The organism is Thermococcus prieurii (assembly GCF_054657655.1).
The window spans coordinates 924,532-939,760 of sequence record NZ_BAAHYH010000002.1 but is presented as its reverse complement, the minus strand read 5'-3'; the positions used below and the strand labels follow the sequence as shown (position 1 = coordinate 939,760).

The 15,229-nt window shown below is 53.6% G+C and carries 25 protein-coding genes and 3 tRNA genes; 27 read left to right on the top strand and 1 reads right to left on the bottom strand.

Annotation, left to right across the window (positions count from 1 at the left end):
• Positions 1-9 precede the first annotated feature (9 nt).
• The 14 genes from ACYQ04_RS08395 to ACYQ04_RS08330 all read left to right on the top strand — a co-directional run bounded on the left by ACYQ04_RS08395 (position 10) and on the right by ACYQ04_RS08330 (position 8,358).
• On the top strand, positions 10-615 hold the full coding sequence (locus ACYQ04_RS08395; RefSeq protein WP_167914466.1) for a 50S ribosomal protein L18: 606 nt from the start codon (positions 10-12) through the stop codon (positions 613-615).
• The gene (rpsE, locus tag ACYQ04_RS08390) at positions 612-1,319 is read left to right on the top strand and encodes a 30S ribosomal protein S5 (RefSeq protein ID WP_099209843.1); all 708 of its coding nucleotides are present in this window, start codon (positions 612-614) and stop codon (positions 1,317-1,319) included. Before ACYQ04_RS08395 ends, rpsE begins: the two co-directional genes overlap by 4 nt.
• An 11-nt stretch (positions 1,320-1,330) precedes the next feature.
• Entirely contained in the window at positions 1,331-1,798 is a 468-nt protein-coding gene (locus ACYQ04_RS08385; protein ID WP_460128795.1) for a 50S ribosomal protein L30, read from the top strand.
• A gap of 11 nt (positions 1,799-1,809) precedes the next feature.
• The gene (locus ACYQ04_RS08380) at positions 1,810-2,256 is read left to right on the top strand and encodes an uL15m family ribosomal protein (protein ID WP_167914468.1); all 447 of its coding nucleotides are present in this window, start codon (positions 1,810-1,812) and stop codon (positions 2,254-2,256) included.
• Between the two features lie 29 nt (positions 2,257-2,285).
• A complete protein-coding gene (gene secY / locus ACYQ04_RS08375) occupies positions 2,286-3,737 on the top strand; it encodes a preprotein translocase subunit SecY (RefSeq protein WP_460128792.1) in 1,452 nt (483 codons plus the stop codon).
• Between the two features lie 72 nt (positions 3,738-3,809).
• Complete coding sequence (locus tag ACYQ04_RS08370) at positions 3,810-4,400, top strand: adenylate kinase (protein ID WP_099209847.1); 591 nt, start codon at positions 3,810-3,812, stop codon at positions 4,398-4,400.
• Complete coding sequence (locus ACYQ04_RS08365; RefSeq protein WP_099209848.1) at positions 4,393-4,917, top strand: EMC3/TMCO1 family protein; 525 nt, start codon at positions 4,393-4,395, stop codon at positions 4,915-4,917. Before ACYQ04_RS08370 ends, ACYQ04_RS08365 begins: the two co-directional genes overlap by 8 nt.
• 42 nt (positions 4,918-4,959) lie before the next feature.
• Complete coding sequence (locus ACYQ04_RS08360; protein ID WP_460128789.1) at positions 4,960-5,229, top strand: 50S ribosomal protein L34e; 270 nt, start codon at positions 4,960-4,962, stop codon at positions 5,227-5,229.
• Between the two features lie 9 nt (positions 5,230-5,238).
• Complete coding sequence (gene cmk / locus ACYQ04_RS08355) at positions 5,239-5,832, top strand: (d)CMP kinase (RefSeq protein ID WP_460128786.1); 594 nt, start codon at positions 5,239-5,241, stop codon at positions 5,830-5,832.
• Positions 5,833-6,084, top strand: a complete 252-nt coding sequence (locus ACYQ04_RS08350) for a 50S ribosomal protein L14e (RefSeq protein ID WP_460128784.1) — start codon at positions 5,833-5,835, stop codon at positions 6,082-6,084. It begins immediately after the preceding gene.
• 68 nt (positions 6,085-6,152) lie between these two features.
• Positions 6,153-6,866 carry an SDR family NAD(P)-dependent oxidoreductase gene (locus ACYQ04_RS08345; RefSeq protein WP_460128782.1) on the top strand — a complete coding sequence of 238 codons (714 nt, stop codon included), beginning with the start codon at positions 6,153-6,155 and terminating at the stop codon, positions 6,864-6,866.
• A 45-nt stretch (positions 6,867-6,911) separates the two neighbouring features.
• On the top strand, positions 6,912-7,133 hold the full coding sequence (locus tag ACYQ04_RS08340) for a type II toxin-antitoxin system HicB family antitoxin (RefSeq protein WP_460128781.1): 222 nt from the start codon (positions 6,912-6,914) through the stop codon (positions 7,131-7,133).
• The gene (locus ACYQ04_RS08335; protein ID WP_460128780.1) at positions 7,105-7,344 is read left to right on the top strand and encodes a type II toxin-antitoxin system HicA family toxin; all 240 of its coding nucleotides are present in this window, start codon (positions 7,105-7,107) and stop codon (positions 7,342-7,344) included. The genes ACYQ04_RS08340 and ACYQ04_RS08335 overlap by 29 nt, the downstream gene beginning before the upstream one ends.
• A gap of 9 nt (positions 7,345-7,353) precedes the next feature.
• A complete protein-coding gene (locus tag ACYQ04_RS08330) occupies positions 7,354-8,358 on the top strand; it encodes an RNA-guided pseudouridylation complex pseudouridine synthase subunit Cbf5 (protein ID WP_460130079.1) in 1,005 nt (334 codons plus the stop codon).
• A gap of 644 nt (positions 8,359-9,002) precedes the next feature.
• Here ACYQ04_RS08330 and ACYQ04_RS08325 read toward each other — a convergent pair.
• Positions 9,003-10,277, bottom strand: coding sequence for a hypothetical protein (locus ACYQ04_RS08325; RefSeq protein WP_460128778.1), 1,275 nt, complete (start codon positions 10,275-10,277; stop codon positions 9,003-9,005).
• A gap of 91 nt (positions 10,278-10,368) precedes the next feature.
• Between ACYQ04_RS08325 and ACYQ04_RS08320 the strand changes: the two genes are divergently transcribed.
• The 13 genes from ACYQ04_RS08320 to ACYQ04_RS08260 all read left to right on the top strand — a co-directional run bounded on the left by ACYQ04_RS08320 (position 10,369) and on the right by ACYQ04_RS08260 (position 15,227).
• Positions 10,369-10,956: a class I SAM-dependent methyltransferase gene (locus ACYQ04_RS08320; protein ID WP_460128775.1), complete on the top strand. Its 588-nt coding sequence runs from the start codon at positions 10,369-10,371 to the stop codon at positions 10,954-10,956.
• Positions 10,942-11,028, top strand: a tRNA-Ser gene (locus ACYQ04_RS08315). The genes ACYQ04_RS08320 and ACYQ04_RS08315 overlap by 15 nt, the downstream gene beginning before the upstream one ends.
• A gap of 42 nt (positions 11,029-11,070) precedes the next feature.
• Positions 11,071-11,520 (top strand): 30S ribosomal protein S13, encoded by a 450-nt coding sequence (locus tag ACYQ04_RS08310; protein ID WP_167914476.1) that lies wholly within the window; start codon positions 11,071-11,073, stop codon positions 11,518-11,520.
• A gap of 10 nt (positions 11,521-11,530) precedes the next feature.
• A complete protein-coding gene (locus tag ACYQ04_RS08305; protein WP_167914477.1) occupies positions 11,531-12,073 on the top strand; it encodes a 30S ribosomal protein S4 in 543 nt (180 codons plus the stop codon).
• Complete coding sequence (locus ACYQ04_RS08300) at positions 12,070-12,492, top strand: 30S ribosomal protein S11 (RefSeq protein ID WP_099209855.1); 423 nt, start codon at positions 12,070-12,072, stop codon at positions 12,490-12,492. Before ACYQ04_RS08305 ends, ACYQ04_RS08300 begins: the two co-directional genes overlap by 4 nt.
• Before the next feature lie 29 nt (positions 12,493-12,521).
• Positions 12,522-13,304, top strand: a complete 783-nt coding sequence (locus tag ACYQ04_RS08295; RefSeq protein WP_167914478.1) for a DNA-directed RNA polymerase subunit D — start codon at positions 12,522-12,524, stop codon at positions 13,302-13,304.
• Between the two features lies 1 nt (position 13,305).
• Positions 13,306-13,393: transfer RNA gene (locus tag ACYQ04_RS08290), tRNA-Leu, on the top strand.
• A gap of 58 nt (positions 13,394-13,451) precedes the next feature.
• Complete coding sequence (locus ACYQ04_RS08285; protein WP_460128772.1) at positions 13,452-13,817, top strand: 50S ribosomal protein L18e; 366 nt, start codon at positions 13,452-13,454, stop codon at positions 13,815-13,817.
• A gap of 6 nt (positions 13,818-13,823) precedes the next feature.
• Positions 13,824-14,252 (top strand): 50S ribosomal protein L13, encoded by a 429-nt coding sequence (gene rplM / locus ACYQ04_RS08280; RefSeq protein ID WP_014122445.1) that lies wholly within the window; start codon positions 13,824-13,826, stop codon positions 14,250-14,252.
• Positions 14,253-14,262: 10 nt separating this feature from the next.
• Entirely contained in the window at positions 14,263-14,670 is a 408-nt protein-coding gene (locus ACYQ04_RS08275) for a 30S ribosomal protein S9 (RefSeq protein WP_015859569.1), read from the top strand.
• Between the two features lie 32 nt (positions 14,671-14,702).
• Complete coding sequence (locus tag ACYQ04_RS08270; RefSeq protein WP_011250450.1) at positions 14,703-14,900, top strand: DNA-directed RNA polymerase subunit N; 198 nt, start codon at positions 14,703-14,705, stop codon at positions 14,898-14,900.
• 17 nt (positions 14,901-14,917) lie between these two features.
• Positions 14,918-14,995, top strand: a tRNA-Pro gene (locus tag ACYQ04_RS08265).
• Between the two features lie 58 nt (positions 14,996-15,053).
• Entirely contained in the window at positions 15,054-15,227 is a 174-nt protein-coding gene (locus tag ACYQ04_RS08260; protein WP_042692889.1) for a DNA-directed RNA polymerase subunit K, read from the top strand.
• Positions 15,228-15,229: the final 2 nt, after the last annotated feature.

Here is a 15,229-nt window from a genome sequence, read left to right as displayed (position 1 = left end):
GTGAGATAAATGGCGAGAGGACCAAGGTATAGGGTTCCCTTCAGGAGGAGGAGAGAGGGTAAGACCAACTACCACAAGAGGCTCAAGCTCCTCAAGAGCAAGAAGCCGAGGCTCGTCGTGAGGAAGACCCTCAACCACCACATAGCTCAGATTATAGTCTACGACCCGAAGGGCGACAGGACTATAGTTTCCGCCCACACCAGGGAGCTTATCAGGGACTTTGGATGGAAGGGCCACACCGGAAACACCCCGAGCGCCTACCTCCTCGGACTGCTCATCGGGTACAAGGCAAAGAAGGCCGGCGTTGAGGAGGCCATACTTGACATAGGCCTTCACCCGCCGACGAGGGGCAGTTCAATCTTCGCCGTCCTCAAGGGAGCCGTTGACGCTGGCTTGAACGTTCCGCACAGCGAGGAGATATTCCCGGAGGACTACAGGATAAGGGGCGAGCACGTGGCGGAATACGCCAAGGCCCTCAAGGAGGAGGACGAGGCCCTTTACAGGAAGCAGTTTGGTGGCTACCTCGTCAAGGGCCTTGAGCCCGAGAAGCTCCCCGAGCACTTTGAAGAGGTTAAGGCCAAGATAATCGAGAAGTTTGAGGGGGCGAGAGAATGAGCGACCCGAGAGAGATTGCCCAGAGGGTTCTTGAGGAGTGGGAGCCGAGGACCAAGCTCGGCATGCTCGTCAAGGAGGGTCAGATAACTGACATTCACGAAATATTCAGGAAGGGTTACCAGATAAAGGAGCCCGAGATAGTGGACGTCCTCCTTCCCGAGACCAACCTCAGGGAGAACCAGGAAGTGCTCGACATCGCTCTCACCGTCAGAATGACCGACAGCGGTAGGAGGATTCGCTTCCGCGTTCTTGCCGCCGTTGGCAACAGGGACGGCTACGTCGGCCTCGGAATTGGCCACGGAAGGGAAGTCGGTATAGCCATCAGGAAGGCCATCAGCTACGCCAAGATGAACATCATCGAAATCAAGCGCGGTTGCGGTTCATGGGAGTGCAGGTGCAGGAGGCCACACTCGATTCCGTTCGCCGTCGAGGGCAAAGAAGGTAGCGTCCGCGTCAAGCTCATGCCCGGACCGCGTGGCCTTGGACTGGTCATCGGTGACGTCGGCAAGAAGATACTGAGCCTCGCCGGCGTTCAGGACGTCTGGTCTCAGACCCTCGGTGAGACGAGGACCACCGTCAACTTCGCCAAGGCAGTTTTCAATGCCCTCTACAACACCAACCGCGTCGCTATACAGCCCGGTATGGAGGAGAAGTACGGTATCGTCGTTGGCAGGGCGATGCCTCAGAGCTTCACCCTTGAGTGAGGTGAGAGAAGATGGCAAAGCTCGCACTCATAAGGCTTAGGAGCGGGATTAGGGCGAGGGGAGAAGTGAGGGACACCCTCGCCATGCTTCGCCTTCACAGGATTAACCACCTCGTCATAGTCGACGACAACCCGAGCTACCGCGGAATGATACAGAAGGTCAAGGACTACATTACCTGGGGCGAAATAGACAAGGAGACCCTCGTCAAGCTCCTCAGGAAGAGGGGTAGGCTCGTCGGCAACAAGCCGATAACCGACGAGTACGTCCGGGAGAAGCTTGGAATGACCATCGAGGAGTTCGCCGAGAAGGTCATCAACGGCGAGATGAAGCTCAGGGACTTACCCAACATCAAGCCCGTCTTCAGGCTCCACCCGCCGAGGGGAGGACTGAAGGGAAGCAAGAAGCGCACCTTCAAGGAAGGTGGAGCTCTGGGCTACAGGGGCGAGAAGATTAACGAGCTCATTGAGAGAATGCTCTGAGGTGGCGAGAGATGATTAGGAGGAGGAAGAAGGTTAGGAAGTTCCGCGGAAGTCACACTCACGGGTGGGGGTGCAAGAAGAAGCACAGAGGAGGAGGAAGCAAGGGCGGTCGCGGTATGGCCGGTACCGGTAAGAGGAAGGACCAGAAGTTCACCTGGACCATCAAGTACGCCCCCGACCGCCTTGGCAAGCGCGGATTCCACAGGCCCAAGGCCGTTCAGTACGTCCCCAAGGTCATCAACCTGAGCGACATCGACGAGAACTTCGAGCTCTTCAAGGACATGGGCATCATCTACGAGGAGGAAGGAAAGCTCGTCTTCGACGCCACCCAGCTCGGCGTTGACAAGGTTCTCGGTACAGGAAAGCTCACCCGCGCCATCGTCGTCAAGGCCTACTACGTTACCCCCAAGGCCGAGGAGAAGATTAAGGCCGCTGGTGGCGAGGTCATCCTCGCCTGATTTCTTTCAACTTTTGGCGGGTGTCGGCTATGGGAAAGGTAAGGGACATTGTATACGCCATAGAGCGCTACTTCCCCGAGGTTGAGAGGCCGAAGAGGCACGTTCCCCTCAAGGAAAAGTTCATGTGGACCGGAATAGTTCTACTGCTCTACTTCATACTCGCTGAAATCCCGTTGTATGGAATCCCACCCAAGGTTCAGGATTACTTTGCAACGCTTCGTTTCGTGCTTGCGGGTAGGAGTGGCTCCCTGTTAACGCTGGGTATCGGTCCCATCGTTACCGCGAGTATAATCATGCAGCTCCTCGTCGGTTCCGAGATTGTTCACCTTGACCTTTCAAATCCGGAGGATAGGAGATTCTACCAGGCCGCCCAGAAGCTGTTTTCGGTATTCATGAGCTTCTTCGAGGCTGCCATCTACGTCTTCGCGGGAGCGTTTGGTAAGGTTAGCACCGGAATTGGCGCCTTTCAAACTGTCACAAGTCCCGAGGGGGTAATCTACATAGGCCTGGGACTGGCCATCCTGATAGTCCTTCAGCTTGGCTTTGCCTCGACGATGCTCATACTACTCGATGAGCTCGTCAGTAAGTGGGGAATCGGTAGCGGTATCAGCCTCTTCATCGCCGCGGGGGTTTCGCAGACGGTCATCTACAAGGCCCTTGCTCCCATTCCGAGCAAGGAGTACATCGACCCACTCACGGGAAAACCTGCCATAGTAGGTGCCATTCCCGCCTTCATACAGCACCTAATTCACGGTGATATCAGCGGCGCCTTCTACCGTGGACCAACGTTGCCCGATATGGTTAAGCTACTTGGAACCATAGCCGTTTTCCTCATCGTCGTCTACCTTGAGAGCATGCGCGTTGAGATTCCGCTCAGCTACGGTCGTGTAACCGTCCGCGGAAGGTACCCGATAAGGTTCATGTACGTCAGCAACATTCCGATAATCCTCACCATGGCCCTTTACGCCAACATCCAGCTCTGGGCCAGGCTCCTCAACAACTACGGCATAACTTGGCTAGGAACCTTCGACCAGAACGGCTACCCTGCGAGCGGTTTCGTAACTTACCTCTATCCGCCGAGGGACATCTTCCACGTCATATCAGACCCGTGGAGAGCCTTTGTCTACGCCATAATGACCATATTCTGGTCACTGATATTTGGTTTCCTCTGGGTTGAGCTGACAGGACTTGACGCGAAGAGCATAGCAAGACAGCTCCAGCAGGCTGGACTCCAGATTCCGGGCTTCAGACGCGACCCGAGAATCCTTGAGAGGGTTCTCCAGCGTTACATTCCGTACGTTACGTTCTGGGGGTCCTTTACACTGGCGCTGGTGGCAGTGCTGGCAAACTTCCTCGGAGCACTCGGTACGGGTACGGGAATTCTGCTGACGGTTGGTATACTCTACAGGTTCTACGAGGAAATAGCAAGGGAACAGGCAACGGAGATGTTCCCGGCCCTGAGGAGATTCTTCTCCAAGTGACCCTTTCCTTTTCGCAAAACCTTTTAAGGTCGTTTTTCATTACCCAACCAGAACTCCCTGGGTGAGAGAGCTATGCCGTTTGTGGTCATGATTACAGGCATTCCAGGAGTTGGCAAAAGCACTATTACAAGACTTGCCCTTAAGAGAACCCGGGCTAGGTTCAGGCTCGTCAACTTCGGCGACCTGATGTTCGAGGAGGCCGTTAAGGCGGGCCTCGTTGAACACAGGGATGAGATGAGGAAACTTGACCCGAAGACGCAGAGGGAGCTCCAGCTTAAAGCCGCCCAGAAGATAGTCGAGATGGCCCGTGAGGAGCCGGTACTGCTCGACACCCATGCGACCATTAGAACTCCCGTCGGCTACCTACTCGGCTTTCCCAGGGAGGTTATCGAGGTCATAAACCCCAACTTCATAGTGATAATCGAGGCAACGCCGAGTGAAATACTCGGAAGGCGCCTCCGCGACCTCAAGAGGGACAGGGACGTTGAGACCGAGGAGCAGATTGAGAGGCACCAGGACCTCAACAGGGCCGCGGCGGTGAGCTACGCCATGCACTCAAACGCGCTCATAAAGATAATCGAGAATCACGAGGATAAGGGTCTTGAAGAGGCCGTTAACGAACTCGTTCAAGTACTGGACCTGGCGGTGAGTGAGTATGATTGAGGGGATTTACCAGTTTCTTGACAACGTTTTCGGGCCCTTTATGAAGAACTACCACCCCCTGTGGGTTATAACGTTCATGGGCTTCATAATCGGAGGATTCTACACGCTAATCTATTACTTCTTCACTGACATAGAGAAGCAGAAGAAACTCCAGAAGCTCGCCAAGGAAGTCCAGAAGGAGATGAGGGAAGCCCAGCAGAGCGGGGATGAGAAGAAGCTCAGGAAGGCCCAGCAGAAGCAGTTGGAGCTCATGAAGATGCAGGGTGAACTCATGAAGCAGCAGATGATTCCGATGTTCCTCACCATGCCGATATTTTGGATATTCTTTAGATGGCTGCAGAGATGGTACGTTGAGGTTGCGATAGTTAAGGCCCCCTTCAACTTCTTCGTCTTCGATTGGTTCCACAAGATGTATCACTCTGCCCTCTCGGGAAGCGAACTCGGCTACTTCGGCTGGTACATCCTTTCGAGCTACGTCATTGGTATGGTGCTCAGAAAGCTCCTTGACATGGGATAAATTTAAAAACGCTCCGCTGAAAGGGGTTGCGAGGTGAGAGTAATGAAGCCGATGTACCGCTCAAGGTCATGGAGGAGGAAGTACGTTAGGACTCCCGGAGGAAGAACCGTAATCCACTTTGAGAGGAGGAAGCCCAAGGTTGCCCACTGCGCCCTCTGCGGCAGACCCCTCAACGGTGTTCCGCGCGGAAGGCCGAGCGAGCTTAGGAAGCTCCCGAAGACCGCAAAGAGGCCTGAGAGACCCTACCCGAACCTCTGCCCGAGCTGCATGAGGAAGGTTATGAAGGCCCAGGTTAGGGCTTCCCTCAGCTGAGGTGCGCCTATGCCGAAGGGCTGCCTCGTCATAACCGTCAGTGGTCTTGCCGGTTCCGGAACTACTACTCTCTGCCGGAACCTCGCCAAGCACTACGGCTTCAAGCACATCTACGCCGGGTTGATATTCCGGCAGATGGCGAAGGAAAGGGGAATGACCCTGGAGGAATTCCAGAAGTACGTCGAGCTTCACCCGGAGATAGACAGGGAAGTTGACCGGAGGCAGGTCGAGGCAGCCAAGGAGTGTAACGTTGTCATTGAGGGTAGGCTCGCCGGATGGATGGTCAAGAACGCGGACCTTAAGATATGGCTCGACGCTCCAATAATGGAGCGTGCCAAGAGGGTTGCAAGAAGGGAAGGCGTCTCCGTCGAGGAGGCCTTCGTCCAGATTGCCGAGAGGGAGAAGGGGAACAGGAAAAGGTATTTAAACCTCTACGGTATCGACATCGAGGACAAGTCGATTTACGATTTAATCATAAACACTGCCAAATGGGGTCCCGATGGGGTCTTCGCGATTGTGAAGGCCGCCATCGACCACCTTTACCCCGACGGCGACGCGGGGTCGGGTTCAAGCCCGGAAAACAAAAAGAAGGAGGTGGGATGAATGCCAGCTATTGAGGTCGGAAGGATTGCCGTCGTTATTGCCGGAAGGAGGGCCGGACAGAAGGTCGTCGTTGCCGACATAATCGACAGGAACTTCGTCCTCGTCACCGGCGCTGGCCTCAACAAGGTCAAGCGCAGGAGGATGAACGTCAAGCACCTCGAGCCCCTTCCGGAGAAGGTCAACATCGAGCGCGGTGCCTCCGACGAGGAGATAAAGAAGGCCCTCGAAGAGGCCGGCATAAGCCTTGAGTGAGGGCTTTCCCTCACTCTTCTTCCAACAAGTTTCTTAACGCTTCTCTCGTTAATTCCTTGGGGATTGACATGATTGCACTCGTTACCGGCGCAACCGGTGGAATCGGAAGGCTTCTTGTGAAGGCGTTGCTTGATGAAGGTTACAGGGTTGTTGGCGTGGGAAGGAGACGGGAGAAGCTCGAGGAGCTGAAGGCCCTCGGTAACTTTGACTACATCGTCGAGGACCTGAGCGAGCCAAACAGTACAGAAAGAATAGCGAAAGCCCTAAGGGAGCTTGGAATAGGGGAACTCGACCTCCTCGTGAACAACGCCGGCTATGCACTCCGGAAGCCCCTCCTCGAACATAGCGACGAAGAACTCGAGAGGCTCTTCAAGGTTAACGCGTTGGTTCCCATTGAGCTCACACGGGAGCTGTTGCCCCTCTTTAGGCCCGGCTCAACGGTCGTCTTCGTAATCAGCGGGGTCGCCTTCGTGAACGTTCCCGAGCTCCCGTCTTACTGCGCCGCCAAGGGAGCACTGCACTACCTCGCGGTGAACCTCGAGCGGGAGCTGAAGGGTAAGAGAATCCGCGTTATGCGCGTCTATCCAAAGCAGGTCAAGACGGAGTTCTTCACCCGGAACAACGTGCCCTACCCGAAGGGTTCAATAGAGCCCGAAGACGTCGTTAGGGCAATAATGAAGGGACTGAAGAAGGGTAAACGGGAAGTCTTCGTCCCCGGCTACCTCAAACTGGTCAAATACCTCCCCAACTGGCCGGTTTTCACGTATCGCTTTAAGTATTAGGTGGGTTTATTAAGTCTGGTCTCAAACTCTATGGGGGTGAGTGAGGTGCAACTCCACGCCGTCATCTGGGAGGAAGAGGGCGTTTACGTCATTCGGGAGGTCTTCACGGGGGTTACGACTCAGGGAGATACAATAGAGGAGGCAATTGAGAACCTCAAAGAGGCCGTTGAGCTGTACCTTGAGGAGTTCCCTGAGCTGAGAAATGAACTGGAGAAGGTAAAGTTCGTGGGCGATTTTCATGTCGAAGTTGCCAAGGCTCTCGGGTGAAGCGGTCGTTAGAGTGCTTACCAAAAAGTTCGGCTTCCAGGTGTCCCGCCAGAAGGGTAGCCACGTTGTCCTCGTTAAATACGTTGACGGCAGGAAAATAGGAACCGTGGTCCCGCTTCACAAAGAGTTAAAAGCCGATATGTTGATTGGAGTCCTGAGACTTGCTCAAATAAGCAGGGAGGACTTTATCAAAGCGTTGGAAGACCCGTAGGTGATGCTCATGGCGAGGGACGAAGTGAGGAGAATCCTTCCAGCGGATATAAAGCGAGAGGTCCTGATTAAGGACGAGAAGGCCGAGACGAACCCGAAGTGGGGCTTTCCGCCGGAGAAGAGGCCGATGGAGATGCACATGCAGTTCGGCATAATCAACCTCGACAAACCACCGGGGCCGACGAGCCACGAAGTTGTCGCGTGGATTAAGAAGCTCTTCAACCTGAGCAAGGCAGGTCACGGCGGAACCCTCGACCCCAAGGTCAGCGGTGTTTTACCGGTTGCCCTTGAGAGGGCCACGAGGGTCGTTCAGGCGCTCCTTCCTGCAGGTAAGGAGTACGTAGCTTTGATGCACCTTCACGGTGACGTTCCCGAGGACAAAATCCTCGCAGTCATGAGGGAGTTCCAGGGCGAGATAATCCAGAGGCCACCGCTGAGGAGTGCTGTGAAGAGGCGCCTGAGGACGAGGAAAGTCTACTACATCGACGTGCTCGAGATAGACGGCAGAGACGTGCTCTTCCGCGTTGGCGTCGAGGCGGGAACGTACATACGTTCGCTGATTCACCACATCGGCCTTGCCCTCGGCGTTGGAGCTCACATGGCCGAGTTGCGCCGTACCAGAAGCGGTCCCTTCAAGGAGGACGAGACGCTGGTGACGCTCCACGATTTGGTGGACTACTACCACTTCTGGAAAGAGGACGGCATTGAGGAGTACTTCAGGAAGGCGATACAGCCGATGGAGAAGGCGGTTGAGCATCTGCCCAAGGTGTGGATAAGGGATTCTGCCGTTGCTGCGGTAACGCACGGTGCCGATTTGGCCGTTCCGGGAATAGTCAAGCTCCACAAGGGCATAAAGAAGGGCGACCTCGTTGCGATAATGACCCTCAAGGACGAGCTTGTCGCTTTAGGAAAGGCCACGATGACGAGCGGGGAGATGCTCCAGAGGAGTAAGGGCATAGCGGTTGACGTTGACAAGGTCTTCATGCCAAGGGACTGGTATCCGAAGCTGTGGTAGAAACTTTGCCAAGCAAAGTTTCATCAAAGTTGATAGCTCTCTGAAGAGCTAAGTTTTGAATTATTTTCTCCTCAATGGGTTGTTTTGAGAGCGAGAACTTTCTCAGCTTGCTCATTATGTAGGGGTTTAACTTTAAAATCGACGCCCGAAGGGCGTCAAAAGAGAGTAAACCCTTTTGTATGGGTTGTTTTAGTTGGGTTCTCTCTTGTAAAGCTCGATTTTCCTAGTAAAATCTGTCTCCTTTGAGTCTTTGATGAGGAGCTACTAACTTTTGGTGAAGCTTTTTTTCCAAAAGCTTCCTGTACTCTCAAACCCCCGTAGTGGGGCTTCGCCCCACGTTAAGAAACTTTGCTGGGCAAAGTTTCATCAAAGCCGGCATGCCTCTTGAATGGCTTGTTCTCAGGGGGTTTACTTCCAAACCTGCCAGTTTTGAACGTGTTTTCCTCCCGTTAGCGCCCGAAGGGCGCTGTTTAAAACTAAACACTTTCCTCCACACGCCATCATGAGCGTAAACCCTGAATCCATTGACTGTTTGATAACGCATGCAACTTTCTTTTTGCCCTTTTTGACAGTTAAAGCATTTTGGTCAAGCTTTGCGCAAGCAAAGCTTGCTGGGGGGCTAACGCCCCTACACCCCCGAAGCATCATGCCTTAATTCCATATTCTGTTAATCTTCTAGTTTCCTTAGTTTCTTTTTCTGTGTGTCTGCTGTTGAAAATATCCTTGATTTCGGACTCTGAAAAAGGAGGTTCATAAAACTCTACTATTGTTGTATGCGGGTCGATTAATGCCAAACCCAATTGGTTTGCTTCTATCTCTTTTATTCTCTGCTTGAATGTTTGGAACTTTTTGGGAATGCCTTGAGGAGGGATTCCTATGTATGTGTACGTTTGATATGGCAGTAGTCTGTTCTTATAGTCTGAAGTTTGAATGGTTCCTCTATGTGTTAATCTTTGTTTAACTTCAATCCCAATCTTGTGGTGGCCTATTAGGGGGTCCCCCCCTCTAATAATCCCTAAAACATCAATCTTCTGAGTTCCAGTTTTTGATGGGATTGGGTATTGACATAGTACTCTGTGCCCCCTATCTGTTAAAAACTCCCAAAGTGCATGCTCTATTACCAGTTCTCTTTCTTTATGGAGATATTGTGAAATTTTTTCTAAACTATCATTATCGCTCTTTTCCATGAATTCTCTGAGAACTGTTTCGAGATTTTCTGGTTGATATTCACAAATGTATCCTTCTCCAAATGCTTCCGCAACACATGAATTTAGATTTGCTTTAAGCACATTGCTATCCAACCTTAATGTTAAATCATCGGTTACGGATATCAGCCCAATTATCACAGATTCAAAAAAGAGCTCTGCACGTAGTTGTGTTTTTTGCTGGGCGTCAGAAAGTGAATATCTGAGGGTCATATCCTGGTTGAGTATGTACTTTATATCGGCCTTCATAAAAGGAGCAGGTACACCATATAACTCCGTGGGCACCCAAAAAGTCAATAGGGGTATATTTAATTTATCGAGAATTGTTGTATATTCGCTTATCTGACGTAAATCGCTATCGCTTAATCTCTTTTTGCATTTAACTTCAATTCCTATGGCTTGGTTCCCTTTAACTGCAATCAAATCTATGCGCTTGTGGCGGTTAATAAATTGTTCGGGATATACTTCAAAACCTAATTTAGCTAGTTTATCCCAAAGAAGATGAACAACAGTCTGTTCTATAATTTTTTCTTCTGCTTTTTTGCTTCTAATCGGAGGGAATCCATCAAAAGCGGGGCTTGATGTGGCAGTTGGTTTTTTGGGAGGGCCTCCTGGTGGAGAGCCTGCCGAAGAAAGTAATCTTTGGCTAGATTTTTTGTAGGATACAAGATTATACTTCATGTGTATCCCAGTTATAGACTCTTTTTGTTCCACTTTTAATAGTTTTGTTTATTGCTAATGAGTGATGCACATTGGTTGGAATCATAATGTCTAAGTTTATAAATCTAGTCTATTATCTCTGCACATGAGCCACTACTACTCCGAGGAGCCGAACGTCCCGCTGAAGACGAAGACGATAGAGGTCTGCCTTAGGGGCCACTGCTTCAAGTTCATAACTGCCAGCGGTGTCTTCTCCTTCGGGAAGCTCGACAGGGGAACAGAGTTGCTCATAGAGAACATGGTTCTCGATAGGAACTGGCGCGTCCTCGATTTGGGCTGTGGCTACGGGGCAATCGGGATAGTTGCATCGCGCTTCGTTGACTACGTCGTCATGACCGACGTGAACAGGAGAGCGATTAGCATAGCGAGGAAAAACTTAAAAATCAACGGCGTTAGAAACGCCGAGGTCAGGTGGGGAAGCCTCTACGAGCCCGTTAAGGGCGAAAAATTCGACTCAATCATCACCAATCCCCCCGTGCACGCGGGAAAGGAAGTCCTGAGGGAAATAGTTATAAACGCTCCCCGGCATCTCAACGATGGTGGCCTCCTGCAACTGGTGATTAAGACGAAGCAGGGGGCAAAGTATATTAAGGCCCTCATGGATGAGCACTTCACCGAAGTGAGAGAGCTTGCAAAGGGGAGCGGTTACCGCGTGTACGCCGGGATTGCCTAGCCTGGGAAGGCGCGGGCCTTGAGAGCCCGTGGGCGTTTGCCCGCCGGGGTTCAAATCCCCGTCCCGGCGCCAAAATCCCTTTGATTCCCAAGAGGGATGGGAGGTGTATTCGTAATGACCGAGAACTTCAGGCACATAGTCCGCGTTGCGGGCGTTGATTTGGATGGACACAAGCAGTTGAGATGGGCACTGACAGGGATTAAGGGAATAGGAATAAACTTCGCCACAATGGTGCTCAGGGTTGCAGGACTCGACCCCTACATGAAGGCCGGTTACCTCACCGACGAGCAGGTCAAGCTGATAGAGAAAATCCTCGAGGATCCCGTTGCCCACGGAATCCCGGCCTGGGCCGTCAACAGGCCGAAGGACTACGAGACCGGCAAGGACATGCACCTCATTACCGCCAAGCTCGTTATGGCCTGGCGCGAGGACGTCAACAGGCTCAGGAGAATACGCGCTTACCGCGGTATAAGGCACGAGCTCGGCCTGCCACTCCGCGGTCAGAGGACCAGGTCGAACTTCAGGCACGGAACTACGGTCGGCGTTAGCAGGAGGAAGAAGTGAGGTGGTGTAAATGGGAGACCCGAAGAGGCAGAGGAAGAAGTACGAGACTCCCTCTCACCCCTGGATTAAGGAGAGACTCGACCGCGAGAGGGTTCTGAAGAGAAAGTACGCCCTCAAGAACAAGAAGGAGCTCTGGCGCCACGAGACCCAGCTCAAGGAGTTCAGGCGTAGGGCGAGGCGCCTTCTCGCCGCCCGCGGTAAGCAGGCCGAAATCGAGAGGCAGCAGCTCCTCCAGAGGCTCCACAGGCTCGGCCTTCTCCCGGCCGATGCAGTTCTCGATGACGTTCTCTCGCTCACCGTCGAGGACGTCCTCGAGAGAAGACTCCAGACCATCGTCTACAAGAAGGGACTCGCCAGGACCATCAAGCAGGCCAGACAGCTCATAGTCCACGGCCACATCGAGGTCAACGGCCAGATAATCCGCTCACCCGGCTACCTCGTCCTCCGCGAGGAGGAGGACACCATTACCTACTCCAAGAACTCTCCCTTCGCGAAGGAATCTCACCCGGAGAGAATGGTTATCGAACAGGCCAAGCAGGGTGGTGAGGCATGAGCGAGGAAACCCAGCAGCAGGTTAACCTTAAGAAGAAGGAGAAGTGGGGAGTTGCCCACATTTACTCCTCCTACAACAACACCATCATCCACATCACCGACCTCACCGGGGCCGAGACCGTCTCCAGGTGGAGCGGTGGTATGGTCGTCAAGGCCGACAGGGACGAGCCCTCTCCTTACGCGGCCATGATTGCCGCCAAGAGGGCCGCTGAAGAGGCTATGGAGAAGGGCTTCGTCGGTGTTCACATCAAGGTTCGCGCCCCCGGAGGAAGCAAGAGCAAGACCCCTGGACCCGGTGCTCAGGCGGCAATCAGGGCCCTCGCGAGGGCTGGCCTCAGAATCGGCAGGGTGGAAGACGTTACCCCGATACCGCACGACGGAACCAGGCCTAAGGGCGGTAGGCGCGGTAGGCGCGTCTGACCTTTACAACTTCTTTTTTGGTGATGCAAATGGAGCCGAAGTTTGAAATTCTTGAAAAGAGGGAGGACTCAATAAAGTTCATCGTCAGTGGCATAGACGTTGCCTTTGCCAACGCCCTTAGAAGGACTATTTTGGCTGACGTTCCGACCTTTGCCGTTGACGAGGTCGAGTTCTTCGAGAACGACTCCGCTTTATTCGACGAGATAATCGCCCATAGGTTGGCTATGATTCCTCTCACGACACCCGTTGAGAGGTTCTCTCTCGACGCACTTGAACTCGACGACTACACCGTTACCCTCTCACTTGAGGCCGAGGGGCCGGGCATGGTTTACTCCGGCGACCTCAAGAGCAGTGACGAGGGAATCAAACCCGCGAACCCGAACATTCCGATAGTCAAGCTCGCCGAGGGGCAGAAACTCACGCTCAACGCCTACGCCAAGCTCGGGCGTGGAAAGGACCACGCCAAGTGGCAGCCGGGCTTCGTCTACTACAAGTACCTGACGAAAATCCACGTTAGCAAGGACGTTCCCGACTGGGAAGAGCTCAAGGAGCTCGCCGAGAGGCGCGGTTTACCTGTTGAGGAGAAGAAGGACGAGATAGTCATAACCACCACCAAGGCCTTCTACCTGCCGAGGAAGTTCGAGGCCTACGAGGGCGAGAAGATTAGGGAAGAGGTAGTGCCTGGAACGTTCGTCTTTACAGTGGAAACAAACGGAGAGCTCCCCGTTGAGGAAATCGTGAGCATAGCGCTCAAGATACTCATGAGGAAGAGCGATAGATTTATAAACGAACTCCATAAATTAGCCGACTGACGCGGGGGTAGCCGAGCCTGGCCAAAGGCGCGGGATTCAGGGTCCCGTCCCGTAGGGGTTCCGGGGTTCAAATCCCCGCCCCCGCACCATAACGCTCACCCCGTCCACCTGTCGGTTTCCCTGCGAGAGCGTTGAGGAGGTATGTTCATGGTCAAGAGAACCGGTCCCACCGACATCAACCTGAGAAGGCTCATTCGGGCACTCAGGAAGAAGTCGAACGAAGAGGGAGTTAAGATTTGGAAGGACATCGCTTGGCGCCTTGAGAGGCCGAGGAGGCAGAGGGCTGAAGTCAACGTCAGCAAGATAAACCGCTACACCAAGGAGGGCGACACCGTAATCGTTCCGGGAAGCGTCCTCGGAGCAGGAAAGCTCGAGCACAAGGTCACCGTTGCCGCTTGGAAGTTCAGCGAGACCGCTAAGAAGAAGATTGTCGAGGCCGGTGGCGAGGTCATAACCATCGAGGAGCTTATGGAGAGAAACCCGAAGGGTAGTGGAGTAATCATAATGGAGTGATGGGCCATGAGGATTATTAACGCTGAAGGACTCATACTCGGAAGGCTCGCCTCGAAGGTTGCCAAGATGCTCCTCGAGGGCGAAGAGGTCGTTATCGTTAACGCCGAGAAGGCCATCATCACCGGAAACCGCGAGGATATCTTCGCCAAGTACAAGCAGAGGACTGAACTCAGAACCAGAACCAACCCGAGGAGGGGCCCCTTCTATCCGAAGAGGAGCGACGAGATAGTCAGGAGAACCGTTAGGGGCATGCTCCCCTGGAAGACCGACCGCGGAAGGAAGGCCTTCAGAAGGCTCAAGGTCTACGTCGGCGTTCCCAAGGAGTTCGAGGGCAAGGAGCTTGAGACCATAAGCGAGGCCCACATGTCGAGGCTTGCCACGCCGAAGTACGTCACCGTTGGTGAAGTGGCCAAGTTCCTCGGTGGAAAGTTCTGAGGTGAGAAAGATGAGGGTCATCCAGACTGCTGGAAAGAGGAAAACCGCCATAGCGAGGGCCACCATAAGGGAAGGAAAGGGAAGGGTGAGAATCAACCACAAGCCCGTCGAGATAATCGAGCCCGAGATAGCGCGCTTCACCATTATGGAACCGCTCATCCTTGCCGGCGAGGAGATTGTCAGCAAGGTTGACATCGACGTCAAGGTCGAGGGCGGAGGCTTCATGGGTCAGGCCGAGGCCGCACGCGTTGCCATAGCAAGGGCCCTCGTCGAGTGGACCAACGACATGAACCTCAAGGAAAAGTTTATGAAGTACGACAGGACTATGCTCGTTGGCGACAGCAGGAGGACCGAGCCCCACAAGCCCAACCGCTCGACCAAGGGTCCGAGGGCCAAGAGGCAGAAGTCCTACCGTTGATGCCTTCCCTTTAACAATTTGAGGTGTGGGAAATGATAGTCCCCGTCAGGTGCTTCACCTGCGGAAAGGTGCTGGCAGACAAGTACTACGAGTTCAAGAAGAGGGTTGAGGCCGGGGAAGACCCGGGTAAGGTTCTCGACGACCTCGGCGTCGAGAGGTACTGCTGCAGGAGAACGCTCCTCAGCCACGTGGAGCTCATCGACCAGGTAATGGTTTATAAAGTCTACTAAAAACCGCAATTCTGGGCGGGGCCGTGGGGTAGCTTGGTCTATCCTCCCGGCTTGGGGTGCCGGAGACCCGGGTTCAAATCCCGGCGGCCCCACCAACATTCCGTTCACTGAAAAAAACCTCTCTTGAAGGTGTGGAAGGAAGGGGTGGTAAGTATGTTCAAGTACACCCGCTTTGAGAAGGCCCGCATCATCGGTGCGAGGGCTCTGCAGATAGCGATGGGCGCCCCCGTGCTGATAGACGTTCCCGAGGGAATAACTCCCCTTCAAGCTGCCTTAATGGAGTTCGAGAAGGGAATAATCCCGCTCACCGTAATAAGGCCGAGCTGATG